Source organism: Bacillus infantis (assembly GCF_020171945.1).
GTDB classification, from domain to species: domain Bacteria; phylum Bacillota; class Bacilli; order Bacillales; family Cytobacillaceae; genus Bacillus_AB; species Bacillus_AB infantis_A.
Map to the genome: position 1 here is coordinate 99,818 of NZ_JAIVAP010000005.1, position 22,885 is coordinate 122,702.

General features: G+C 45.3%; 28 protein-coding genes and 1 riboswitch. Of the genes, 19 read left to right on the top strand and 9 right to left on the bottom strand.

Translation table 11 applies throughout. From position 1 onward, the window contains the following. Positions 1–17: 17 nt before the first annotated feature. Positions 18–167 (bottom strand): cytochrome c oxidase subunit 2A, encoded by a 150-nt coding sequence (locus LCM00_RS10175; RefSeq protein ID WP_224901093.1) that lies wholly within the window; start codon positions 165–167, stop codon positions 18–20. A 443-nt stretch (positions 168–610) separates the two neighbouring features. Further along, a riboswitch (purine riboswitch) is annotated at positions 611–712 on the top strand. A gap of 123 nt (positions 713–835) precedes the next feature. Here LCM00_RS10175 and LCM00_RS10180 point away from each other — a divergent pair. The 3 genes from LCM00_RS10180 (at position 836) to LCM00_RS10190 (ending at position 3,351) form a co-directional block, all read left to right on the top strand. Then, on the top strand, positions 836–1,432 hold the full coding sequence (locus tag LCM00_RS10180; RefSeq protein WP_224901096.1) for a xanthine phosphoribosyltransferase: 597 nt from the start codon (positions 836–838) through the stop codon (positions 1,430–1,432). Further along, positions 1,429–2,736: a nucleobase:cation symporter-2 family protein gene (locus tag LCM00_RS10185; RefSeq protein WP_224901098.1), complete on the top strand. Its 1,308-nt coding sequence runs from the start codon at positions 1,429–1,431 to the stop codon at positions 2,734–2,736. Before LCM00_RS10180 ends, LCM00_RS10185 begins: the two co-directional genes overlap by 4 nt. A gap of 171 nt (positions 2,737–2,907) precedes the next feature. After that, entirely contained in the window at positions 2,908–3,351 is a 444-nt protein-coding gene (locus LCM00_RS10190) for a DUF6376 family protein (protein ID WP_224901101.1), read from the top strand. A 39-nt stretch (positions 3,352–3,390) separates the two neighbouring features. Here the strand turns inward: LCM00_RS10190 and nadR are convergent, their stop codons facing one another. Next, complete coding sequence (gene nadR, locus LCM00_RS10195) at positions 3,391–4,428, bottom strand: multifunctional transcriptional regulator/nicotinamide-nucleotide adenylyltransferase/ribosylnicotinamide kinase NadR (protein WP_224901104.1); 1,038 nt, start codon at positions 4,426–4,428, stop codon at positions 3,391–3,393. Further along, complete coding sequence (gene pnuC, locus LCM00_RS10200) at positions 4,425–5,120, bottom strand: nicotinamide riboside transporter PnuC (protein ID WP_224901107.1); 696 nt, start codon at positions 5,118–5,120, stop codon at positions 4,425–4,427. Before pnuC ends, nadR begins: the two co-directional genes overlap by 4 nt. A 175-nt stretch (positions 5,121–5,295) precedes the next feature. Here pnuC and LCM00_RS10205 point away from each other — a divergent pair, with 175 nt between their 5' ends. Together LCM00_RS10205 and LCM00_RS10210 are read left to right on the top strand one after the other, a co-directional pair. Then, positions 5,296–5,436 carry a hypothetical protein gene (locus LCM00_RS10205; RefSeq protein WP_224901110.1) on the top strand — a complete coding sequence of 47 codons (141 nt, stop codon included), beginning with the start codon at positions 5,296–5,298 and terminating at the stop codon, positions 5,434–5,436. A gap of 107 nt (positions 5,437–5,543) precedes the next feature. Beyond that, the gene (locus tag LCM00_RS10210; protein WP_224901504.1) at positions 5,544–6,317 is read left to right on the top strand and encodes an SDR family NAD(P)-dependent oxidoreductase; all 774 of its coding nucleotides are present in this window, start codon (positions 5,544–5,546) and stop codon (positions 6,315–6,317) included. Positions 6,318–6,393: 76 nt separating this feature from the next. On the opposite strand, the gene LCM00_RS10215 is transcribed toward LCM00_RS10210, so the two are convergent. After that, positions 6,394–6,843 carry a chemotaxis protein CheX gene (locus tag LCM00_RS10215; RefSeq protein ID WP_148974386.1) on the bottom strand — a complete coding sequence of 150 codons (450 nt, stop codon included), beginning with the start codon at positions 6,841–6,843 and terminating at the stop codon, positions 6,394–6,396. 343 nt (positions 6,844–7,186) lie between these two features. On the opposite strand from LCM00_RS10215, the gene LCM00_RS10220 reads away from it, so the two are divergent. The 8 genes from LCM00_RS10220 (at position 7,187) to LCM00_RS10255 (ending at position 16,373) form a co-directional block, all read left to right on the top strand. Then, positions 7,187–8,272, top strand: coding sequence for a type III polyketide synthase (locus tag LCM00_RS10220; protein WP_224901113.1), 1,086 nt, complete (start codon positions 7,187–7,189; stop codon positions 8,270–8,272). Between the two features lies 1 nt (position 8,273). After that, positions 8,274–8,843: an isoprenylcysteine carboxyl methyltransferase family protein gene (locus LCM00_RS10225; RefSeq protein WP_318247605.1), complete on the top strand. Its 570-nt coding sequence runs from the start codon at positions 8,274–8,276 to the stop codon at positions 8,841–8,843. 359 nt (positions 8,844–9,202) lie between these two features. After that, positions 9,203–12,853 carry a dynamin family protein gene (locus tag LCM00_RS10230; RefSeq protein WP_224901115.1) on the top strand — a complete coding sequence of 1,217 codons (3,651 nt, stop codon included), beginning with the start codon at positions 9,203–9,205 and terminating at the stop codon, positions 12,851–12,853. A 4-nt stretch (positions 12,854–12,857) separates the two neighbouring features. Further along, positions 12,858–13,610: a nucleotidyltransferase domain-containing protein gene (locus LCM00_RS10235; RefSeq protein WP_224901117.1), complete on the top strand. Its 753-nt coding sequence runs from the start codon at positions 12,858–12,860 to the stop codon at positions 13,608–13,610. Positions 13,611–13,619: 9 nt separating this feature from the next. Continuing rightward, positions 13,620–13,826, top strand: a complete 207-nt coding sequence (locus LCM00_RS10240) for a hypothetical protein (RefSeq protein WP_224901119.1) — start codon at positions 13,620–13,622, stop codon at positions 13,824–13,826. Continuing rightward, entirely contained in the window at positions 13,804–14,643 is an 840-nt protein-coding gene (locus LCM00_RS10245) for a sulfurtransferase (protein ID WP_224901121.1), read from the top strand. The genes LCM00_RS10240 and LCM00_RS10245 overlap by 23 nt, the downstream gene beginning before the upstream one ends. 91 nt (positions 14,644–14,734) lie before the next feature. Further along, positions 14,735–15,343 carry a hypothetical protein gene (locus LCM00_RS10250; RefSeq protein WP_224901123.1) on the top strand — a complete coding sequence of 203 codons (609 nt, stop codon included), beginning with the start codon at positions 14,735–14,737 and terminating at the stop codon, positions 15,341–15,343. A gap of 130 nt (positions 15,344–15,473) precedes the next feature. Next, on the top strand, positions 15,474–16,373 hold the full coding sequence (locus LCM00_RS10255; protein ID WP_224901125.1) for a 5'-3' exonuclease: 900 nt from the start codon (positions 15,474–15,476) through the stop codon (positions 16,371–16,373). Positions 16,374–16,427: 54 nt separating this feature from the next. Here the strand turns inward: LCM00_RS10255 and sspL are convergent, their stop codons facing one another. Further along, positions 16,428–16,565: a small, acid-soluble spore protein L gene (sspL, locus tag LCM00_RS10260; protein ID WP_022544111.1), complete on the bottom strand. Its 138-nt coding sequence runs from the start codon at positions 16,563–16,565 to the stop codon at positions 16,428–16,430. A 118-nt stretch (positions 16,566–16,683) separates the two neighbouring features. Here sspL and LCM00_RS10265 point away from each other — a divergent pair, with 118 nt between their 5' ends. Both LCM00_RS10265 and LCM00_RS10270 read left to right on the top strand, forming a co-directional pair. Beyond that, positions 16,684–17,181: a divergent PAP2 family protein gene (locus tag LCM00_RS10265; protein ID WP_224901127.1), complete on the top strand. Its 498-nt coding sequence runs from the start codon at positions 16,684–16,686 to the stop codon at positions 17,179–17,181. Positions 17,182–17,210: 29 nt separating this feature from the next. Next, the gene (locus LCM00_RS10270; RefSeq protein ID WP_224901130.1) at positions 17,211–17,480 is read left to right on the top strand and encodes a DUF6123 family protein; all 270 of its coding nucleotides are present in this window, start codon (positions 17,211–17,213) and stop codon (positions 17,478–17,480) included. A 112-nt stretch (positions 17,481–17,592) separates the two neighbouring features. Here the strand turns inward: LCM00_RS10270 and LCM00_RS10275 are convergent, their stop codons facing one another. The 3 genes from LCM00_RS10275 to LCM00_RS10285 all read right to left on the bottom strand — a co-directional run bounded on the left by LCM00_RS10275 (position 17,593) and on the right by LCM00_RS10285 (position 19,762). Next, positions 17,593–18,516 carry a DMT family transporter gene (locus tag LCM00_RS10275; protein ID WP_224901133.1) on the bottom strand — a complete coding sequence of 308 codons (924 nt, stop codon included), beginning with the start codon at positions 18,514–18,516 and terminating at the stop codon, positions 17,593–17,595. After that, positions 18,513–18,920 (bottom strand): reverse transcriptase-like protein, encoded by a 408-nt coding sequence (locus LCM00_RS10280; RefSeq protein WP_224901136.1) that lies wholly within the window; start codon positions 18,918–18,920, stop codon positions 18,513–18,515. The genes LCM00_RS10275 and LCM00_RS10280 overlap by 4 nt, the downstream gene beginning before the upstream one ends. 140 nt (positions 18,921–19,060) lie before the next feature. Beyond that, on the bottom strand, positions 19,061–19,762 hold the full coding sequence (locus tag LCM00_RS10285) for a queuosine precursor transporter (protein WP_224901139.1): 702 nt from the start codon (positions 19,760–19,762) through the stop codon (positions 19,061–19,063). Between the two features lie 193 nt (positions 19,763–19,955). Here LCM00_RS10285 and LCM00_RS10290 point away from each other — a divergent pair, with 193 nt between their 5' ends. Both LCM00_RS10290 and LCM00_RS10295 read left to right on the top strand, forming a co-directional pair. Beyond that, the gene (locus LCM00_RS10290) at positions 19,956–20,612 is read left to right on the top strand and encodes a ribonuclease H family protein (protein WP_224901142.1); all 657 of its coding nucleotides are present in this window, start codon (positions 19,956–19,958) and stop codon (positions 20,610–20,612) included. A 41-nt stretch (positions 20,613–20,653) separates the two neighbouring features. Then, on the top strand, positions 20,654–20,830 hold the full coding sequence (locus LCM00_RS10295) for a zinc-finger domain-containing protein (RefSeq protein ID WP_224901145.1): 177 nt from the start codon (positions 20,654–20,656) through the stop codon (positions 20,828–20,830). Between the two features lie 100 nt (positions 20,831–20,930). Here LCM00_RS10295 and cspD read toward each other — a convergent pair whose 3' ends face one another. Continuing rightward, positions 20,931–21,131 carry a cold-shock protein CspD gene (gene cspD, locus LCM00_RS10300; RefSeq protein WP_009791749.1) on the bottom strand — a complete coding sequence of 67 codons (201 nt, stop codon included), beginning with the start codon at positions 21,129–21,131 and terminating at the stop codon, positions 20,931–20,933. A gap of 291 nt (positions 21,132–21,422) precedes the next feature. Here cspD and LCM00_RS10305 point away from each other — a divergent pair, with 291 nt between their 5' ends. Together LCM00_RS10305 and LCM00_RS10310 are read left to right on the top strand one after the other, a co-directional pair. Next, positions 21,423–22,400, top strand: coding sequence for an HD-GYP domain-containing protein (locus LCM00_RS10305; protein ID WP_224901148.1), 978 nt, complete (start codon positions 21,423–21,425; stop codon positions 22,398–22,400). Positions 22,401–22,506: 106 nt separating this feature from the next. After that, the gene (locus LCM00_RS10310; protein WP_224901151.1) at positions 22,507–22,794 is read left to right on the top strand and encodes a hypothetical protein; all 288 of its coding nucleotides are present in this window, start codon (positions 22,507–22,509) and stop codon (positions 22,792–22,794) included. Positions 22,795–22,885 lie beyond the last annotated feature (91 nt).

A 22,885-nucleotide genomic window follows, 5' to 3' on the forward strand; every position in this document is an offset into this window, starting at 1 on the left:
GATTGCATGCTGAATGATTAAAATCGATCTGTAAATAAGAAATACACGCCTGCCCATACCCCGATTAAAAATAAGCCCAGAATGAACACAGAGGCCAAGGTTCCCTTTAAAGAGGAAGCATCCTCGATCTTTGTTTTATTTTTCCTGCCGAGTTCCATGTTTGCCATGGCTTTTTTCTCCTTTCAATGGATGAATAAGTAATGATTACATGTTCATCATACAAGGAATTTCACCGGATTCTACCAGTCCTCACCCGTTTCACAAAGTGTTCATTCACTGTGTTGGCACTATGGTAATAGTGTAAAACTGGTACAGCAGGCTGGAAGGGCCGGGATTCTTATGGAGAAATGTGAAATTTATGTGAAACTGATAAAAACTCTGGGCATTTTATGTGAATATGCCCAGGCTAAAGAAATGGCCTAACTATCCAAAGCAGTAATTTTTTGATGTTTAGGATTATTCAGAAAAGAGCCGGATATATACTGTTCAAGATACGAAAAGCTGCATAATATCCTTAAAGGCGAACATTGCAAGTGAAATAAAAACAAATAATTCGACTTTTTATCTTATGATTCTATTGAAAAATCTTTCTGGGGTGATATAATGAAACATAATTTCATAACGATACACTCATATAATCGCGGGGATATGGCCTGCAAGTTTCTACCGGACTGCCGTTAACAGTCTGACTATGGGTGAGCAATGGGAGGCATTGGGATCTTTTGCTGGTGCCCCTGCCTTGATAAAAGCCTGAAGGGATTGCTTCACTCATTTTTTTTGCAGTGAGTGATTTCCTTCAGGCTTTTTTATTTTTCTATCAATAGGGAGGATAATGATGAAACTACTAGAAGAAACAATCAAAAGAGAAGGACGGGTGCTGTCTGACAGTGTCCTAAAGGTAGACTCCTTTCTTAACCATCAGATCGACCCTTTCCTGATGAAGGAAATAGGCAAAGAGTTTGCGGCCCGTTTTGAAGGGGAGGCCATTACGAAGATTCTTACGCTGGAATCTTCAGGGATTGCACCCTCTGTCATGGCAGGGCTTGAGCTTGGGGTACCCGTGCTGTTTGCAAGGAAAAGAAAATCTTTGACTCTTTCAGAAGGGCTGCTTTCCGCCAGTGTTTATTCTTTTACAAAGCAAGAGTCCAACGAGATTTCAGCATCTTCCAAATATCTTTGCGCTGATGACAGGGTACTCATCATCGATGACTTTCTGGCAAATGGACAGGCGGCTTTGGGGCTCATTGAGCTTGCAGGACAGGCTGGGGCTTCGGTTGCCGGCGTCGGGATTGTGATTGAAAAATCCTTCCAGGAAGGACGCAGCCTTTTGGAAGAGAAAGCGATCAAAGTGGTATCCCTTGCACGAATCCAATCGCTCAGAGATGGAAGCATTACATTCATGGAAAATAGCAGGGAGGCATCAACTCTATGAAAAACTCACCATTTAAAATAGCTTCATTGGGAATCCAGCATGTTTTAGCCATGTATGCAGGTGCTGTCATTGTACCCCTTATAGTGGGCGGGGCCCTGGGCCTGTCAGGAGAAGAGCTGACATATCTTGTTTCCATTGATATCTTAATGTGCGGAGTTGCGACGATCCTCCAGGTATGGCGCAATCAATTCTTCGGCATCGGCCTTCCGGTCGTGCTTGGCTGTACGTTTACCGCAGTCAGCCCAATGATTGCGATTGGCGGGCAATATGGCATCACAGCCATTTATGGATCAATTCTGGTTTCGGGGCTCTTTGTTATCCTGGTGGGAAAATACTTTGGCAGTCTTGTGGGTTTCTTCCCTCCGGTTGTAACAGGCTCGGTTGTTACCATCATTGGTATCACACTTATCCCGGTTGCCATGAATAATATGGCTGGCGGCGAAGGAAGTGCAGACTATGGTTCGCTCTCCAATCTGGCCCTTGCGTTTGGGACTTTATTTTTTATCATTATTTTGTATCGTTTGTTTACAGGATTTATCCGCTCTGTTTCAATCCTGCTTGGTCTGTTTGCGGGAACGGCCGCTGCATTCCTGATGGGGAAATCAGACTTCTCAGCAGTGGGTGAGGCTTCATGGTTCCATATGGTCCAGCCTTTCTATTTCGGTATGCCGACATTTGAACCGGCAGCAATCCTGACGATGATCATTATCGCAATGGTCAGCCTGGTTGAATCAACAGGGGTATATTTCGCACTTGGAGATATTTGCGGTAAGAAACTGGATAAAAAAGACCTGGCAAACGGCTACAGGGCAGAAGGGCTTGCAATTGTCCTCGGCGGGCTGTTCAATGCATTTCCATATACAACGTATTCACAGAATGTCGGCCTTCTCCAGCTGTCAGGCGTGAAAGGCAAGAATGTCATTTATACAGCGGGCGTATTCCTGATACTCCTTGGCCTGGTTCCGAAAATTGGGGCCATGACTACAGTCATTCCATCAGCTGTATTGGGCGGCGCAATGATTGCCATGTTTGGAATGGTCATTGCCTACGGAATCAAAATGCTCAGCCAGGTGGACTTTTCTTCCCAGGAAAATCTGCTGATCATCGCCTGCTCTGTCGGAATGGGGCTTGGAGTCACAGCAGTACCCGGCCTGTTCGCAGAAATGCCTGAGAGCATCAGGATCCTGACAGACAACGGTATTGTAGCGGGAAGTTTGACGGCTATTGCACTCAATCTTGTATTTAATGTAAAGACCTCAAAAGCAAAGGCTGCGGCCTCCAAGCTTGAAGAGAAGGCAGCATAATATTAAACAGCCATCCTGCTTTTTATGGGGATGGTTTTTTTATAAGATAATAAAGTATTTTTTTAACTTCGATTACTGTCTAGCTTGACCAAGGCCCTTGCGCTTTTCTTATGAAACAAATTCTCATGTCAACCGTATTGAATAACATGAAACTTAAAGGAGGAATGAGTATTGAAAAAAATCTTCCGGCTGTTCATGTTTGCGGTGATCGCCCTTTCCCTTGCAGGCTGCTCCTTTCTGGAGGAGGCTGCCGGCACTGTAGAGTATGCCAATAAAGCTGCAGAACACATTGAAAAGCTGAATGCATTTGCCGAGGATGCTCCCGGGATGATTGAAGAAGCTGCCAAAAATTCAGAAATCCGGCAGCAGCTTGAGGAAAGGCTGGTTATTCTAAAAGAGGATATTGAGAACTTTATTCAGCTTCAGGAAATACCGGCTGCCGCTGAGGCCATTCATGAGGAGCTGGCTGCCAAAAATGAAATGCTGCTGGCAGAAATCAATCTGGCGATTGATGGCGGCAATCTGGCCCTTGATCAATTGGAGAGCTCAGAAATGATTAAAACAATAAACGATGCATCAGCCCTGCTGAACCGGATTGAAGGGCTGATGAATTAATGGATAAAAGGGCATCTTAGGGATGCCCTTTCTGTCTTGTCATTTTCCTTCCAGCAGCTCATCCGTAAATCTTATGCTCTTTTCCAGTCTCTCCCGGTAGCTGCCGTTGATTATTTTATAGCATACATGATGTTCATCAAGAAGGGATTTCAGAATGAGATGATTCCTCCAGCGCAAATCCTGATCCCCAAAGCTTCTTGTCCCGTCATCGACCCATACCACATCCGGCTCCAGTAAAAGCCATAAATCATACTCCTGCAGCCTCGCCATTTCATCGAGCACAGGCAGCCTTTTATTCAGATAGGCGTGAGAGAAAAACTGGGTGGTGATTGCCTCGGTATCAACAAAAAGGATTTTGTCTGCCAGCTTCAGCTGCTTCCATTCCTCCAGCTTATGAGCATATGCAATATGGGGATAATCTTCAGGTAGTGTTATTCCCTCGCATCCTCCAAGTTCTTCATAAAAGGTCCGGCCATATTCCTTCACAAATGAAGTATTATAAAGCTGTGCCATATTGGCTGCCAGCGTGGATTTTCCACAGCTTTCGGTCCCGGCAATCACCACTTTTTTGACGAAATGCGGCCGGACGCATTTAGGCACCATATCCCAATGCTTAAGCACACCATCTCTTCTGAACATCGTGCCTGATACCGGATACCTTTTTCTCTCCGGATCTATGAGGATATGCTCAGCTTCCGGGTAAAGACGGGAAAAAATCGGTCCGTAATCCGGCTCTGAGCTGAACACAAAATCGATCGGACTGCCGATTGCGGCACGGATCTTTCTTGCTCCATTCTCCCAATCGGAGAAAGAGCCGGTCTGTTCATCATAAATTTCATGGACATGTACATGCGGCAGCTCCCTGGTCAGCTGTTTCCACCAGCGGAGCCGCAGTGTATAGCTGACATGCTCTGCACAGCCGCCTTCACAAAGCTTTCTTTCATAGTCACTGTCGTGTGAGATGATTATATGAAGCTCGTCAGCTATTGAAGCTGCCGCCGTCATGCTGTATACATGGCCAAGATGGGGGAAAGGAAGGAACTTTCCCCCGTACATACCAATTGTTTTTTTCTTCAAACCGCTGCAGCTCCCTGTTTTTTATAAAGTTTCGTCCAGTTTATATACCCATAAATGCTGTTAAACAAGAATGCCGTCCACATGACGAGCATAGATATATCATTGCCCCCTGTTGAAATCAGAGCATTAAACCAGAGGATGACCGACAGGACATTGACAAGGATCCAGAGAAGCCACTGTTCGGCAAATCTTCTCAGCATCAATATCTGTGCTGTTACTGAAAGGACATTTGTGGCAGAGTCAATATAAACAGATCTGCCTCCCAGATAGTCAAGGAGGAGGGCATAAAGAAAAATGGACACCAGCACAATGATGCCAAGAAGGGACCATCCCTTGGAATCAAGCGTCTTAACCTTCACATCTTCCCCTTTTACGCTGTCCCTTGTCTGATTCTTTCTCCAGAGATATATGCCGATGAACTGAACGGGAAAATAGAACAGGCCATTGAGCATGGCTTCACCATACAACCCGTAGGTATAGGAAATATAAGCATAAGTCCCTGTCTGGATAATGCCAAAATAATAGTTTGAGATTTTCCCCTTAGCTACGAGGACAACGCAAAGCATCCCGGCCAAAGAAGAAATAAGGCCAAGAAGTGAATCCTGCCAGGCAAAAAACAGATACACGTTAATGAGTGTAAAAACAAGAAGCCAGCTTATTTCAAATATCGTCCAATCATGGAATCTTTTCATGGTTTCCTCCTAATAAACGCAGATGCGGCCATACAGCCTAAAACTTATTATAGGTGATTATTTTCTGAATAGGGAATAAATTTCCTGTTTTTTTACCATGGAAGCTTAGCAGAGGAACATTTTGTTTTTTTAAAAATAAAATATAATTGCAGCAATACAGAATGAGGGTGAAGAAGTGGAAAAGTTTTATTGCGAGTATTGCAGGCTCCTTTACAATGAAAAGGGAAGCTGTAAAGTATGCGGTTCTGCTGCAGGCAAGAAAATCATCATAAACGTCCAGGCCCAGGAGCTTTCATCCGATAAATCCAAGGAATAGGCTGGAAGGGCGCAGAGCCGCCCTTTCCCGGCATCAGGCAGACTGTTAGGTGTCCGGGCATGCTGTATGATAAAATTTATATGAATTTTCTAAAAAGGGTGATAGATATGTATTTGCCTGATTTCAGGGTAGAAGGGAAAAAGGCATTAGTGACCGGTGCAGGGCGGGGAATAGGACGGGCCCTTGCGATTGGGCTGGCAGAAGCGGGTGCAGATGTAGCCCTGCTGGCAAGGACAAAGGCCGATTTGGAAGAAACCGCTGCAGAAGTGAGGAAGACTGGCAGGGAGGCCATTGTCATCCAGGCTGATGCAACCAAGAGGGAAGATGTACATAATGCAGTCAAAACCGCTGCAGAACATTGGGGAAGGCTGGATATTGCCGTCAACAATGCAGGCATGAATATCCGTTCAAAAGCGCTGGATGTAACTGATGAAGAATGGCAGACAATTATGGATACGAATCTGAAATCCGCTTTCATGGTCTCCCAGGAGGCCGGAAGGGTGATGAGGGACAGCGGGACACCGGGCAGGATCATAACGATTGCCTCCGTTGCCGGACATGTCGCTTTAAGGACGGGGGTTGTGTATGCAGCAACAAAAGCCGCTTTAATCCAGATGACTAAAGTACTTGCCATGGAATGGGGCCCTTATAATATCAACGTCAATGCAATAGGTCCGTGGTATTTTAAAACTCCGCTTACAGAAAAGCTCCTTGCAGATCCGGAATATCTGCAGGAAATATTGGATGTGACACCGCTGAACAGGGTCGGCGAGCTGGAGGAGCTCGTTGGACCGGCAGTATTCCTGGCGAGTGCTGCAGGCAGCTATGTGACCGGCCAGACACTTTTTGTTGATGGCGGCATGACGATTAAAGGATTTTAGACAGGAAAGTCAAATCCCCCGGCGATGTGCCGGGGGATGTCTTTCTTTTTATCCAGCTGACAGGCGTCCGCTGAGATTATTCAAGCATCAGGACGACCATCAGCTCACCTGCACCTGCAATCTTTACAGGCAGGCTGTAGGCCTTCTCAAACCCATAGACCTTCGTCTCGCCTACAAGGACAGTAGGGGTGGTGATATCAATTTGCAGGCCCTGCCCTGATAAATAAATAGATAGATTGCCGGCAATCATATTTCCGAGTTCACCCGCAAAAGATTCCAGCATTTCACCTTCCAGCAGCATTCCAAACATAGCTTCGCCGATTTTGCTGAATACCTGCTCTTCTCCATCTATAATGATTCTGCCCGGCAAATCGCCCGTCATTCCAATCAGCACACCAATGCTATGCTGTGTAAAGGGCTGTGAAAATTGCGCCGGCTCCTCAACTGAAGATTCAAAAGGAAATACACTTTTAATTGATTCAATAGTCCCGCTAATGATATCTTCAATACTTTTAGTCAATGACATGAACGATCCCTCCAGCAACCAGCTATCATTAATATTAACATAATTTCCCGATGCTGGTAGTAAGTTTTTGCAAAAATACCTCTGATTATTTCCCGAAATCCACAGGGCAAAAGTAGCTGGTATAAAAGTATCGCTCCAAGTGGATATTAATTGGAAAAGATTAAATAATGAATGCCCTTATAAAACCTTATATAATAAAAGAGCACAGCAACTCCTTCAAAACGTGAAGCTTCCTCGGGCGGGGAAGCTTTTTTTTGTCCCGTGCTGCATCCATCTGTGTATAAAACTTCTTCGTTTGGAAAAATTAACTTGGAATTGTTTATAGAGCGAGGAGCGTAATAAGATGCCAGCTATCATCTCGGCTGCCGAAGCCATCCCTGCCCACAGGCTGGAGCAGGGACAAGTAATGGAGTTTGCAAGAGACCTGTTTTCTGAGTCCTTCAAGGATGTAGAGAGGCTTTTAAAAGCCTTCCATAATGGCCAGATACATAAAAGGCATTTTGCGAAAGGAATGGACTGGTACAGGCGTGAACATTCTTTTGAAGAAAAAAATGAAGCTTTTATTGAATGTGCGGTAGAGCTTGGGGCAGAGGCCATAAAGAATTGCCTCCATAACAGACAGTTCCTGGAACGAAAAATAGATTATACGGAGATTGATGCCATCTTCATGGTGACAAGCACGGGAATCTCCACTCCAAGCCTGGAAGCAAGGATCATGAACATCCTGCCTTTTTCACAGCATACAAAAAGAATACCCTTATGGGGGCTCGGCTGTGCCGGCGGGGCTTCAGGGCTATCAAGGGCTTATGAATACTGCCTTGCCTATCCAAAGGCGAAAGTGATTGTCCTGGCAGTCGAGCTTTGCAGCCTGACCTTCCAGAAAAATGATCGAAGCAAAAGCAATCTGATCGGCACCTCTTTATTTGCTGACGGTGCTGCTTGTGTCTTAATGGCCGGTGATCATGCGGAATTGGATATGATCAAGCGCACTGCCGCCATTCCAAAAATAATTGGCACAGCTTCGACGACCATGCCTGATTCTCTTGATGTAATGGGATGGGATGTGAAGAACGAGGGTCTCTATGTAGTATTTTCCAAGGATATTCCCTCCATTATTGAAAACTGGCTCAAGCCAAATGTAGAAAGCTTTCTGAAAAGGATGGACACCAGGCTGGATGAAATTGATCATTTTGTGGCGCATCCGGGCGGGAAAAAGGTTCTGGATGCCTATGTCAGCAGCCTGCAGTTTTCTCCCCATATGACAGATATATCCCTTCAGGTGCTAAGGGAGTTCGGCAATATGTCTTCTGCTACGATCTTGTATGTACTGAGAAGGTTTATGGAAAAAGGGAAAGCAGGAGAGCTTGGGATTGCGGCTGCCCTGGGACCGGGGTTCAGCTCTGAACTGCTATTGCTGAGGTGGGAATAATATGGATATGTTCACCGTTTTTATTTTGATTATTATGCTGCAAAGGCTCGGGGAGCTGGCAGTAGCCAGAAGCAATGAAAGATGGATGAAAAGCCGGGGAGCCATTGAGTTTGGAAAGGGGCACTACAGCTTAATGGTAGTGATCCATACTTTTTTCTTTCTTTTTTTCAGCTTAGAGGTTTCATGGGGGAGCAGGACCCTATCATCCTTGTGGCCAGCCATTTTAACAATTATCATCATCACTCAGGCTGGCCGGCTGTGGGCGCTTCTTTCCCTGGGGAAGTACTGGAATACGAAAATCCTGGTTATTCCCCAGGCCAAAGTGGTCATGCGAGGGCCTTATCGATACATCCGGCATCCGAACTATGTAATTGTAACCCTAGAATTCCTCGCTTTTCCTCTTATGTTCCAGGCGTATTGGACATTGGCCGTGTTTTCCATTCTCAATCTTGCCATCCTCTCGGTCAGGATACCTGCAGAAGAACAGGCTCTCAGCGGCCTGACTGAATACCGGGAAAAATTGCAGCATAACCGTTTTCTTCCAGGAAGGCCGAAACGAATTTCTGAATAAAGCAGTTGAAAATGATTTTCATTGATGATAAACTTCTAAATGAGGCTGAATATTATTCTCAATTGAAAAAATGATTCAACCAAGGACGGTGTTACATATGGTATCTGTTTTTATTATTGGTGTTATCGCTGTATACTCGTTTGTCATGAAGCACGTCTTAAGCCATGTTGCAAAGCCGCAGACAATGAAATAAAATATTCCAGGCCCTTTTCCTTTCAGAAAAGGGTTTTTTCTTTGATTTTTTTGCTGATAAGAGCTTCTTCCGCACGGGCTGGCAGCTGCATAGTTATAAGTATATGAAAAGAGCGAATAATCGTTTAAAATGGTAGTAAATTCATAAAAGCAAGGAGAAGTATCGGATGTCATTCACATTGCCAGAACAGCGGACAGCAGAGAAGGTCAACAAAGCCGCTGCCCTTCATGATTATTTTGCAGAACAGAAAGATGCCCAATCAGCAGAAAAGGCGGGCCAGCTTGCAAGAAAGATCCGCCGGAATGAGTTTACTATTGCCTTTTGCGGCCATTTTTCAGCCGGAAAATCAAGCATGATCAATAATATCATCGGCGAAGACCTTTTGCCGTCAAGCCCGATCCCTACAAGTGCCAATTTAGTGACAATCAAAGCAGGGGAGGATTATGCCAAAGTCTTCTTTAAAGAAGGAAATCCCCGCCTCTATCCTGCTCCATATGATTATGAGCGTGTAAAAAAGTATTGCCGGGATGGCGACCAGATTCACTCCATCGAAATCAGCAAGCCGGGCACAAGCCTCCCGAATAATATCGCTGTCATGGATACACCGGGTATCGATTCGGCAGATGATGCACACAGGATTTCAACAGAATCTGCCCTGCACCTTTCCGACCTCATTTTCTATGTGATGGATTATAATCATGTCCAGTCAGAACTGAATTTCCTGTTTACAAAAGAGCTTGCTGCTGCTGGAAAAGAGATTTATCTGATCATCAATCAGGTCGACAAGCATCGTGAAGAAGAAATAAGCATGGCGAAGTTCAAAGCCAGTGTGAAAGAGTCATTTGCTTCTTGGGGAGTGAAGCCTGAACGTATTTTCTATACATCACTAAAACAAGAGAACCATCCTCATAACGAATTCAAAAAGCTGCGCCAATTCATTCAGGAAAAGATGGCTTTAAGCAGCGAACTGCTTCCCCGGGCTGCAGAGGAAGCTATAAAAAGGCTCGCTGATGAGCATATCCGATTCCGGGAGACACTCGATGAGTCGGAAGAACAGCGGCTGGAAGGAATTTTGGAAGGGCTTCCTGCACAGAAGAGGGAGGCTTTAGAGAAGGAAGCTGCTGCTTTTGAGGATGAGCTCAATAAGAAAAAGGCAGAAAGGGATGCTTTTCAGGAAGAATTTGGAAAAGAGCTGGAAAAGGTATTAAAGAACGCTTACCTGATGCCATACCAGACAAGGGAGCTTGCAGAAAAGTATCTCGAATCCCGTCAGCCCGGATTTAAAGTCGGCCTGTTTTTCTCACGCCAGAAAACCGGGGAGGAATCAGCCCGCCGCCTTGATGCTTTTTATCAGGATCTGCACGACCGGGTGAAGTCAGAGCTGGTCTGGCATATAAAGGAAGTATTTTCAAGGGCAATAAAAGAAAAAGAGCTCCACGATCCTGAACTGCTGGAAGCGGTGCAAAGCTTCTCCATCCCGTTTTCGCCGGAAATGATCGAACAGACCGTGAAAAGCGGTGCGATGCTGACAGGTGAATATGTGCTTAACTATACAGAGGATGTCGCCTCAGCAGTGAAAAAAGCGGCTAAGGACCATTTTGAACAGATTAAAAACAGCATGATCCAAAAAGCAGCGGAAAACTCTTCAGAAGCGATTGAAAAGTCAGAAGCGGAATACAGGGTAATCAAAAATTATGCAGAAGCGTGGAGCAGCCTGAATGAAATGAAAGAAAAACAGCTCGCTGCAAAAATTAGGCTGGAGCAGGTAATACATGAAGACTATCCTTCAGATCAGCTGAGTGCCAGCGCAATCGAGCTGACAGCCGACACCGAAACAGCCGAAGCTGTGCCGGACGATGAAGAAATCCTTCAGGAAAAGGTAAACGATAAGCTTGAAATGGAAGAAGAAGAAGTTCAAATTGCCGGGCGGAGTGCAGACCCGGAGGACATGATCGAAAGGCTTCTATTTACAGCTGACAAATTGAAAGATGTACCCGGATTCTCAAAGACTGCTGCCGAATTGGCGAGAAAAGCGGTGCGGCTGAAGGACAAGGATTATACGGTTGCTTTATTTGGAGCCTTCAGTGCCGGCAAGTCATCTTTTGCAAATGCGCTGATTGGCGAAAGGCTTCTTCCGGTTTCGCCGAATCCGACCACAGCCGCAATCAATAAAATCAGGCCTGTCGACCAAGACCATGCCCATGGCACAAGCCTCGTTCATTTCAAAACAGCCGAGGTTCTTTACGAGGATGTCAATCGTTCCCTCAAGGCTTTCAATGAACAGGCAGCAGATCTTGATGACGCCCTTAGAAGAATCGGAAAGCTGAGTGAAGCAGGGGATTTGAACAGCAGCGAAAAAACCCATCTGGCTTTCCTGAACGCCTTTTCAAAAGGATATCCGGAGTACCGTGCCAAGCTGGGCGATACTTTGACAGCCAGTCTGGCAGAATTTGGGGCCTTTGTGGCAGACGAGGAGAAATCCTGCCTGGTGGAGCTGATTGAAGTGTTTTATGACTGCCCATTGACGAGGCAGGGCATCACACTTGTCGACACTCCCGGAGCTGATTCAATCAATGCCCGCCATACAGGCGTTGCATTCGATTATATAAAAAATTCAGATGCCATCCTTTTTGTCACCTATTATAATCATGCATTCTCAAGGGCTGACAGGGAATTCCTCATTCAGCTCGGAAGGGTGAAGGATTCTTTTGAACTCGATAAAATGTTCTTTGCTGTCAATGCAGTCGATCTCGCCTCAAGTGAGGAGGAAATGAATTCTGTGCTCGGCTATGTGGAAGACCAGCTGACTCAGTACGGCATTCGCCGTCCGCATCTGTATCCGGTCTCAAGTTTGCTGGGACTGCAGGAAAAGCTGGGCGAGGCCGCCGGCAATTCCTATTTGGCGGAGTTCGAGGAACGGTTTTATTCATTCATTTCCAGCGAGCTTTCCGCCATTGCCGTCAACTCGGCTGAAAGTGAATGGGAACGCGCCATCGGCCAGCTCAGGAGTTTTATCCGCTCTTCTCAGGAAGATGTGTCGGCAAAGCAGCGGAAACGCGAAAAGATAGCTGGGGAGAAGGCTGGAATCGGGGATATTCTTGAAAAAGGCTCTTCCATAGTGCTGAAGAAAAGGCTTGAACAGGAAGCGGATGAGCTCATCTTTTACATTAAGCAGCGGGTATTTTTCAGGTTTGGCGATTTTATCAAAGAAGCCTTTAATCCTTCTGTCCTGAAAGATGACGGCAGGAATATGAAGAAAGCACTCCAGGATGCCCTGGCCGACTTCATCAGCTCTTTCGGGTTTGATTTTGCACAGGAGATGAGGGCAACCTCGCTGAGACTCGAAGTATTTGCCGGCAGGCTGGCAAAGGAAGCCCAGGCCGCACTGGAATCTTCCATCAGGAAAATCAGCGGAGATATTACATTTACAGAATTTGAAGTCTCCAGCCATTCAGGGATTGAATTCACATCCGCTTTTTCGGACCTGGAGCCTGAGATGTTCAAAAAGGCTTTAAGCTATTTTAAAAGCCCGAAGGCATTCTTTGAACAGAATGGCAGAAAACAGCTTGGCGAGGAACTGCACAAAGTGCTGGATCAACCGGCTGACATTTATCTGGCTTCTGAGGGCAGCAGGCTGAAAGACTATTATACAGGCATTCTCGAAGAAGAATACCGAAAGATGGCGGCCGAAATGGCTGAGCAGGCAGCTGAATATTATGAAGGGGTGTCTGCAGCGCTGAGTGATGAAATTCCTCTGGGGAAATTGACTGAACTGGAACGCTCACTCGTCCAATTCACATCTCGCAGCAAAGGGTGATAATGTGAAAGAATGGCTTCAGGACCTGGAAAAGAAACATAATATCACCATTTATTATGCATGTGAAGCAGGAAGCCGCGCCTGGGGAACGGCTTCCGAACAATCGGATTACGATGTTCGTTTTATTTACAAATACAATGAAGTACGCAGCTATTTAGCGTTGAAGCCGGAACAGGAGACAATCATCCATGCCTCGCCTGCAGACTCTGCAGGCTGGGATTTGTTCAAGGCGTTCAGCCTGCTGGAAAAATCAAATCCAAGCCTTTATGAATGGGCGTATTCCCCAATCGTCTATATTGACAGGCAGGGTTTTGCCAGCCGCCTCCGGAACTTCATCATTGAAGAATATTCTCCTTTTAAGCTAGCAAAGCATTATCAGGCTCTGATGAGTCGGAACTTAAAAGAAATTTCGGGCAAGGAATTGACGTCCAGGAGGCAGAAACAGCTGATCCATGCTGCAAGATCATGCCTGCTGGCAGGAATGCTGTCAAAAGAAAATAAAGCTGTGCCTTGGACTGATCTCTTTGCCGGTGTTCCTGGAGCACCGGATTTTGCCCAAATTTTGCAATGCTATCATATCCTTGTTGAAGCAAAGGCCAGCGGCAGACTGCTAGAGGAAAGTGAAAGAGCTGAATTGGAGATCCTTTTATTAAGGCAAAAAAAGCAGCTGGACACTCCGGCATCGGCGCCGGCTGGAAAAAGGGAAAATACCAGGGAGAAGCTGAACCAATGGCTTTGGGAACTTCTCGATATTTAGGGGGAAATAATGGGGAAATCATTCCATGCTTGTGCAACCTGCATACATTTCCAGGCAGAGAGGGCCGGGGGGAAAATGGAGTACCGGTGCAGGCGGCTCGGCTTTGATACATTGCCGCATTACCAATTCAATTGCTGGGATCCAAAGGAAAATGTCAGGAAACTGATGGGAAAAAGGAAAGGGGGAAAAGAAAATGAAGTGGGTCAAGGAAATTAGTGAGGTGATAGAAGGGCTCGGCAGCGGAGACGTCCGGTTCTGTGATTGCCGGTTCAGTCTGGGAGAGCCGGAAAAAGGGGAACAGGCCTATCTTGAAGAGCATATCCCGGGCGCTGTTTATTTTCATTTGGAAAAGGACCTTTCCGGACAGGTGTCAGAGCATGGCGGAAGACACCCCCTCCCTGATATGAATGAATTCAAGGAAAAACTGGAATGGGCCGGAATCTCCAATCATACGGCTGTCATTGCATATGATGGCGGAGAAGGGGCGTTTGCTGCAAGATTATGGTGGCTGCTGAAATATGCCGGCCATGAAAACGTCTATGTCCTAAATGGCGGCTTCAAGGAATGGAAGAAAGAAGGACAGCCTGTGGCAAAAGAAATTCCCCGCATTGCGAGAGGTGTATATAACTTAAGCCTGAATGCTGCTATACTGGCAGATACAGAAGAAGTAAAAAAGGCTTCCGGGGCTGAATTTAAGAAAACCTTGATAGATTCGCGTGAGGAAAAACGCTATCTTGGAATAGAGGAGCCTATTGATAAAAAAGCCGGCCATATACCCGGAGCCGTCAATTATCCATGGACAGACGGTTTCGATAGCGGAAAATACAGAATTGCAGAAGAACAAAGAATAAGGTTCAGCAGCACCAGTCCGGAAGATCCTGTCATAGTTTATTGCGGTTCAGGCGTCACGGCCGCCCCTAATTTCATTGCTTTGAAGGAAGCAGGCTATGAAAATGTAAAGCTGTATATCGGCAGCTTCAGCGACTGGATCTCCTATCCGGAGAATAAAGTGGCTCAGGCAGCTGGCAAATAAATAGAAAATCCCTTGAAAAGGGATTTTTTTACTTTTGCTTCTATTGTATAATTGAGAAGGTTCTGAAATTTTAATAGGGGGATCTTTTTTTATGAGCACAGGCTATACCATTACAAAAAAGAGAAAAACGGAAAAGAGCCAAATTTTTGTTTCATGTGCGATCATCTTGATTTTGTCGTCATGTTTTGTGCCGATTTTCATTCTGATACCACTGCAGGAGATTCTGTTTTCACCATCTGGCGAATGGTTCTTTGAACCCTTGAGGGCTGCTTATGGCGTTTTCATTGCCGGCCTGCTGCTGCTTGCAGCCATATGCATAACTGCAGCTGTACTGCTTAGCAAGCAGAAAATGACAACAGGATTGAAAGGGTTATTGGCAGTCAGTGCTGCTGTTGGAGTGCTGTTCATCCTGCTTAGTACGGATGGCTATCATTATGCAGACCAGAACGGCATAACAATCGACCCTATTTTTTCACTGAAGGAAAAAACGTACACGTGGGATGAAGTGGCAGCTGCAGAGCAGACAGCCAAACTATCAGGAGGAATAGCAACTGATGACAAATTCATTGTGACCTTCAAAGATGGAAAGAAATATTCCATGGTGCTGAATAACAATGTAGTCAAAGCAAGGGTCGCCATGCAGTATGTACTTAAAGAAAAGGGCATAGAGGTTGTCAAGAAAGATCCTCCGGCAGAGTAATGGAGCTGAAAGAGGAAAGGCCTGTCCAGGGCCTTTTTTCCGTTAAAGAAACCTAAATCTTAACAGGAAAGCCGTGCCTTCATTCATGTTATAATAGAGAAATATGAAAAGAGAAAAGGGGCTGTACAATATGAATGAAAATAAACCTTCGCTGCTGCTTGTTGATGGTATGGCGCTGTTATTCAGGGCATTCTTTGCTACGGCTGTCACCGGACAGTTTATGATAAATTCAAAAGGGGTTCCGACCAATGCGATTCAGGGATTCCTGAAGCATTTTTTCACGGCAGTATCATCTTTTAAGCCAACACATGTGGCAGTTTGCTGGGACATGGGCAGCAAAACCTTCAGGACTGAAATGTTCAGCGATTATAAAGCAAACCGCTCAGAAGCTCCGATCGAACTGCTTCCGCAGTTTGATCTGGTGAAAGAAGCTGTAGAAGCTCTGGATATCCCCAATATCGGGCTGGCTGGTTTTGAAGCCGATGACTGCATCGGCACGATTGCGAAAAAGCTACAGCCGGAGGCCAGGGTTTCAATCCTGACGGGCGACCAGGATATTTTGCAGCTCCTTGACGAAGATATTTCGGTCATTCTGCTTAAAAAAGGCTTTGGCAATTATCTTGTCCATACAGCAGACACATTTTATGAAGAAAAAGGGATTATGCCAAGGCAGATGATTGATCTCAAAGCTTTTATGGGAGATCCAAGCGATAACTATCCTGGTGTTAAAGGAATCGGCGAAAAGACAGCATTAAAGCTTTTGCAGCAGTTCGAACATGTGGATGGCGTCATCGAGAATCTTGATAAGCTTACAAAAGCGCAGAAAGCTAAGATCGAAGAGGGGCTGGAAATGCTCCATCTAAGCAGGCAGCTGGCAGAGATTAAATGCGATGTTCCAGTCGAATGCGTGCTGGAAGATGCTGTTTATAAAATCAATCGCCAGAAGGCAATGGAAAAGTTCAGTGATCTGGAATTAAGGGGGCTGTACAGGCATCTCGAAAAGCTTGAGGAAAGCAAGAGCTTTGCCTGAGTTCAGGATTATACAAGAATGGAGGAGCTGCTATAGCTGCAGCTCCTTTTGCTGTTATTTCGTGTTTTTCTTTTTTGCAGCATTCTCTAGCTTGCTTTTGGGCTCTTCAGCAAACTCGGCATCCTGTCCGTAGCCTTGGGGATTAACGCCAGGGGCTTTTTTCCCTCTGTTGGCATGGCCGTTTTTACTCATATACATTCACCTCCGGAAAAGTGGTGCAGCTGCTGATTTCTGCACCTGCAGCTTTAGTATTTGCCAAACGAATATTTAAACCCGCTCATCTTCACAATATAAAATGAGGTGATGGCCATTGAATAAAGGAGTCATTGTAGCATTGCTCAGCATCTTTCTTGCCCAGGGCATGAAAATACCGCTCCACTTTTTAAAAAAAAGGGAATGGAAGCCGGGTTTGTTCTTTCAGACAGGCGGGATGCCGAGCTCCCATTCAGCGGGAGTGTCTTCCCTGACTACGTTCATCGCCCTGAAACGCGGGCTGCCGACAATTGATTTTGCTTTGTCTCTTGTGTTCGGCCTGATTGTCATGTACGATGCCCAGGGAATTAGGAGGCAGACGGGCGAGCTGACCTTGAAGGTTAACTCTATGGAAGAGCTGATGGATAAAGTCCACAAAGATGAAGCTGTGGAATTCAGTGAAGAAAAACCGAAAAAGCTTAAAGAAATGCTTGGGCATCAGCCTCAGGAAGTGCTTGGAGGCGCCCTGCTTGGAATCCTGACCGGTTCGGCAGGCTATCTGCTTTCAAAAAAGGATAGAAAATTGTCGAAATTTAAGGTAAAATTTAGAAGATAGGATGACAAGATTCAGGGAGCTGCAGCATATTGAAAACAGTTGAAGAATATTTGAATCACCTAGAAAGCAAAGGCTTTCAATTCCGTGAGGACGCAAAAGGATTTGTATACTTTGGCAAGCAATATACGAATGCCTCGGATGAACTGGCGAATGCCGCTATCGAAATAACATTAAAAGCACAAAAAGCCTTTGATGGGAGCTTTTATGTGTCCCTGCTGGAAATGCTGATAGCAAATGGGATCACTACCCGCAAAGAAGCGCTCCATTTCATTAAACAAAGAGAGCTTTTGGCTATATAAGCCAGAAGGGAGGCCGAGGCCTCCCTTCTTTTTTAACTAATGGTACAAGCTGTTGCAGCTGTAGGGACGAATAAGCCCTGGCATACAGCTGGCCTTTTTGCTATTTTCTTTATTATGCTGATTTTTGCTCACAGGCAACTGCTTTTTTTTCCTTTCTCGAAGGCATTTCTGCATAGACCATCCCTGCAAAAATTAAGGCGCATCCAGCAAGAGCTGAAATCGTCAAGCGGTCCCCTGCCCAGAAATAGCCGGCTGCCGCTGCAAAGACTGGCTCCATTGCAAAGATAAGCGCGACTCTAGTGGGAGTGGTGAATTTCTGGAAGGCAGTTTGTGCCAAAAAGGCGAGAGCGGTGGCAAATATGGAAGTCACCAGCAAAGCTGTAACAACATTTCCTTCGAGGATGATATCAGGATTGAGGGCTGACTGCCAATCCTCGAATAACAAAGCAGAAACACTTGAAAGACCTGCCACAGTCAATATTTGCACAACAGTCAAAAGAAGGGCCGGATGGTGTTTGCTGAATTTGCCGGTGAAAATGATATGAAGGGCAAATCCTGCAGCACAGACAAAGGTCAGCATATCCCCTTTATTCAGGGAAGATGCATCTGTCATGGCAAGCAGATAGAGGCCGGCCGCCGCCGTTGCCACTCCGATGACACTGTTGCCGCCTGGCTTGATTTTCAAAAGAGCAAATCCCAATAAAGGGACCATCACTACACTTAAGCCTGTAATGAAGCCTGCTTTTGAAGAGGTTGTATAAAGGAGGCCGGCTGTCTGGAAGGCATATCCTGCAAACAGCCAAAGGCCTATAAATATGCCGGAGGACACGAGCTTCCAATTGAGATGGACCAGCTGCTGCCGTTTAAAAATAAAGAGCCACACCGCAAGAAGCGTCCCGGCAATAAAAAAACGGATCGCATTAAAAGTGAAAGGCCCCAGAAATGAAATGGCATTCTGGACCAGCACAAACGTCGCACCCCAAACGAATGCGACCAGAAGAAGACAGATATCTGCTAAGGATCGGGACTGTTTCATCCGGTGCTCCCTTCTTTCCCATTGCCGCGGACCGCTTTCCTGGCCAGTTCATCAGCTGTTTTATTTTCACTGCTTGGAATCCACTTCATAAAGAAAAGGTCGAACTGCCTGGATAGGACGAGAGCTTTTTCAAGCAGGCCGCTGTAAAGGGGGTTCTTGACGAATTCCTTCTCGACCGCTGCATTAACAAGCTGGGAATCTGTCCGAAAAGAAACGGTCCTGTAGCCTTTTTGCAGGCAAATTTCCAGTGCGCGGATGAAAGCATGATATTCTGCCTCATGGTTGCTCATCTCACCGAGCGGTATGCTATGGCGTTCAACAGTACCTCCACCCTTAATGAAAATCCCGGCGCCGCTTGGTCCCGGGTTGCCGGCGCTTGCACCGTCGATATATACTTCGATCATCGCAAATCCTCCATATAAAAGAATAACCTTGCTTATCCCGCATGAGAACGGGTAACACTATATGTAAGTTTAGCACAGAAACGGCTTTTTCTTATCACCGTGAATGCAAAAAAAAAGAGCGCCGCGGCACTCTCTTCATTCTATTGATCAACAGCTGTCTGCGCCTTGCTTGTTTTATGCATTTTCTTGGCAATATACCCAAAAGGCGTATCCAGGATGGCAACAATGAATTTCAGCAGGTAAGTTGTAATGAATATCTGGATCCATTCATTGAATGGAAAAACCCCTGCAAAAGCAATCCCGGTAAAGACGAGTGTGTCAATAAATTGACTGATGATCGTACTTCCATTATTTCTGATCCAAAATTGATTGTCTTTAGGGAACTTCCTTTTCAGGAATTGAAAAATGTATACATCCAGAAACTGGCTTGCAAGATAAGCTGCAAGGCTTCCCAGCGCTATTTGCGGAAGAAACGAGAAAATCGTACTTAATGCACCTTGTGCCATATCGATTTCATGCGGCTGGAAAAGCAGTACCATCTGCATGATCACTGTCATGGACAGAAGTGTCAAAAATCCAAGCCAGACCGCTTTTTTTGCCTCTTCTTTACCGTACTTTTCGTTCAGGATGTCTGTGACAAGGAAGGCGGTGCCATACATCGCATTGCCAAGGGTGGCAGTCATCCCGAATATTTCAATTGTTTTTATGACCTGCAGATTGGCAAGTACAGTAGAAAGGCCTATCCAGACAAAAAGTCCGGTTTTGCCGAAAATGCGGTAAAATAATAGTACGAAAGCAAAATTAACTAGTGCAAAAATGAAGCCAAACCATTCGTTAAACATAAGATCCTCCTAGTTTTGATAGTGCGGGAAGTTGCGAACCGCCATATATTTAGTTGTCCTTGACCATTATAGCGTGAATATAGAAGGAAAGACACATCTTAGCAAAAGTGAAAGTTTTAGCAATTTTGTGATACTTGTGCCCGGCTTGAATAGGCTAAACAAATACTTGATACTGTAGCGAAAGGCGGATACTATGAAATACAAGTTAGAGTGGCTCTACAGGCTGAAAGGAACAGACGGAATCCGGTTCACCTCTGACTGGATGGACGGGGAAACTGCACTGGAACTCGGCGGAGACCTCGAAAAGGGAGGAAAGGCCCTAGATCTTGAGTTTTTTGATGAGATGGGGACTGGCTGGTCCTTAAAGGAAATGAGGAAGCTGCTGGCCGAAGTGGAGGCTGAGCCTCACGATATAACAGTATACTTTGATGGCGGATTCAATAAAGATACGTATCAGGCGGGACTGGGAGCAGTCATTTATTATAAGCAGGGAAAAAAGAAATTCCGCATCCGGGCAAATGAAAGAATCAGCGAAATGGATACAAATAACGAAGCGGAGTACGCAGCGATGCATTATGCTGTTACACTGCTGGAAGAAATGGGAGCTCATCATATGACATGCCGTTTCCTGGGGGATTCACAGGTCGTGCTCAAGCAGCTTGAAGGAGAATGGCCCTGCTATGAAGAAAGTTTGAACAGATGGCTTGACCGGATAGAAGAAAAGATAACCAAGCTGGGACTAGAGCCGAAGTATGAGCCCATACCGAGGTCAGAAAATAAAGAAGCGGATAAGCTGGCCAGCCAGGCGCTGGAGGGAAAGCTGATCAACAGCAGAATGCAGATCATTTAAAAGGCGGAATGACTGTTCTGCAGAGGAAAGGAAGGAAAGAGTTGGAACGGAAGGATATTTATAAAGAAACAGAAGAGCTTATGGAACAGTACTGCAATGGCTGCTTTCTCCACAAGCATCACAAGGAAGAAAAAGGGAAGAGGTTCGCTCATCGATTCTGCATTACTCAATGTACAATCGGGGAAAAAATAAAAAAATGCGGCAGCAGACTGTCCTAAACACAGTCTGCTGCCGCTTTCATTACCTATGTAAAAAAGGCAGGCAATATGCCCGCCTTTTTTAATTCGCCTCCAAGGGCCAATTATCTATAAGTGCTGATTAAAGTTTTACAACATTAGCTGCTTGAGGTCCGCGGTTTCCTTCAACGATTTCGAAAGAAACTTCCTGGCCTTCTTCCAAAGACTTGAAGCCGTCGCCTTGGATAGCAGTGAAGTGAACGAACACATCGTCTCCGCCTTCAACTTCGATAAAACCAAAACCTTTTTCGTTATTGAACCATTTAACTTTACCGTTTTGCATGTGAACTTTTCCTCCTAAGCCTTTCAAGACACAAATTGTGTCGAAATAAATATTATCACTAGCAGAATCATTAACTAGTTCTGGAAAACTCAGAAAATTATTCTGTTAAATGATGTCTATAATATACACGAAGGAAAATTTCCAGTCAAGGAATAATGCAGAATTTTTACAAAAATCTCAATAATTTTTTGAATCTTTTATATTTATAGAAAAAGGAACAAAAAATGATAGGTGGCGTTTCCTGTTTTTGTTAAAATTGAAGCTGTATAATAGTTCTGCATGCGGGGTGAGATGGTGAGAAACTTTAAGGAGCTCGGCAGGGAGAAGCCTTTATCTCCAGCAGAAATCGATCGGCTTCTTTTCCAGCTGAAAAGAGACAGGCCGGGGCCTCCGGCGTTTGATTCAGGCTGCATGAGCGATGGAGAAGGCGGAAAGAATGCTGCCGTGCTGATCGAAGATGCAGTGAGGCAGATGGAGAATATATTTGCCGGAGCAAGATTAGGGAAAGGGGTCGGAATAAATGCAATCAAAGCGGATATATTGCCTGCCATCCGGACACTTACGGAGATTCCCGGGGTGTCCCATGTTTTCCATCTGCTCGACAAAAAAGACAGATATACCTCCAGCCATGCTGTATGTGTCAGTATGATAGCCGGGATGATCGGGCGCTGGCTTGGTATTGGCGGAGCCTTGATGGAGGATTTGCTTCTAGGATCCATCCTTCATGATATAGGTAAAATTAAGATTCCAGATGATATTCTATCAAAACCCGGAAAGCTTACCCTATCAGAATATGAAGAAGTGAAACTTCATTCTGTGTATGGATATGAAATGGTAAGGGATCTGGAAGATGTCAGCCCAAAAGCGGCCCTTATTGTTCTCCAGCATCATGAAAGAGAAGATGGAAGGGGATATCCGCTTGGCCTGAAAGGGAGGGAAATAGAGCAGTTAGCTAAAATTACAGCTATTGCCGATGTTTTCCATGCCATGTCGTCTGCACGCATTTACCATGAAGCCCTGCCTTTTTATCAGGTCATGCGCAAAATGAAGGATGGCGCTTTCGGTTCATTTGAACCTGGTTTTATGCTTATTTTCATCCAAAACCTGATGAACAGCCTGGCAGGATCGATGGTAAGGCTGACAGACCAGTCAGAGGGCAGGATCCTGCTGATCCACCCATATGATCCATTATCCGCACTTGTGCAGACAGAAGACCGCCTCATTGACTTAAGATACAGCAGGGAGCTGCAAATCGAACGGATATTATGAATAAGAGAGATTGCTTGTCATTTTCAGCCTTTTTTCTCATAAATTATAAAACAGCCGACTTCATCCTCAATAACGCCGGCTGAAAAACAAAGAAAAAGGTGAGAAGATGTTCAGGTTCTTAATAGGGAATGAGGAATGGATATTAAGATTCTCCCCGAATATTGAACTGGATCCTGAAATCAAACAGGCTATCTACAGTTCGCTCATACAGCTTGGCGAAACCTTTGTGCAAAGTTCACACGGAGACTCCTTTTCTATCATAGATGAACAAATCGGCATGATCATTTTTACTCTCGAGAAAATTCCGTCCCTGATCCTTACTGTATCCCATGTAGTTCCAAAAGAAAGATGGTATACACAGTGCAATCTGTCTATAAAGCCATTTCAACCATAAACCGGCGAAGCCGGTTTATTTTTTTTGCCGGATAGATTGACAAATTTTACACTGAGGTTAAAATGTTTACCGAGGGAAACTTTTATGTTTG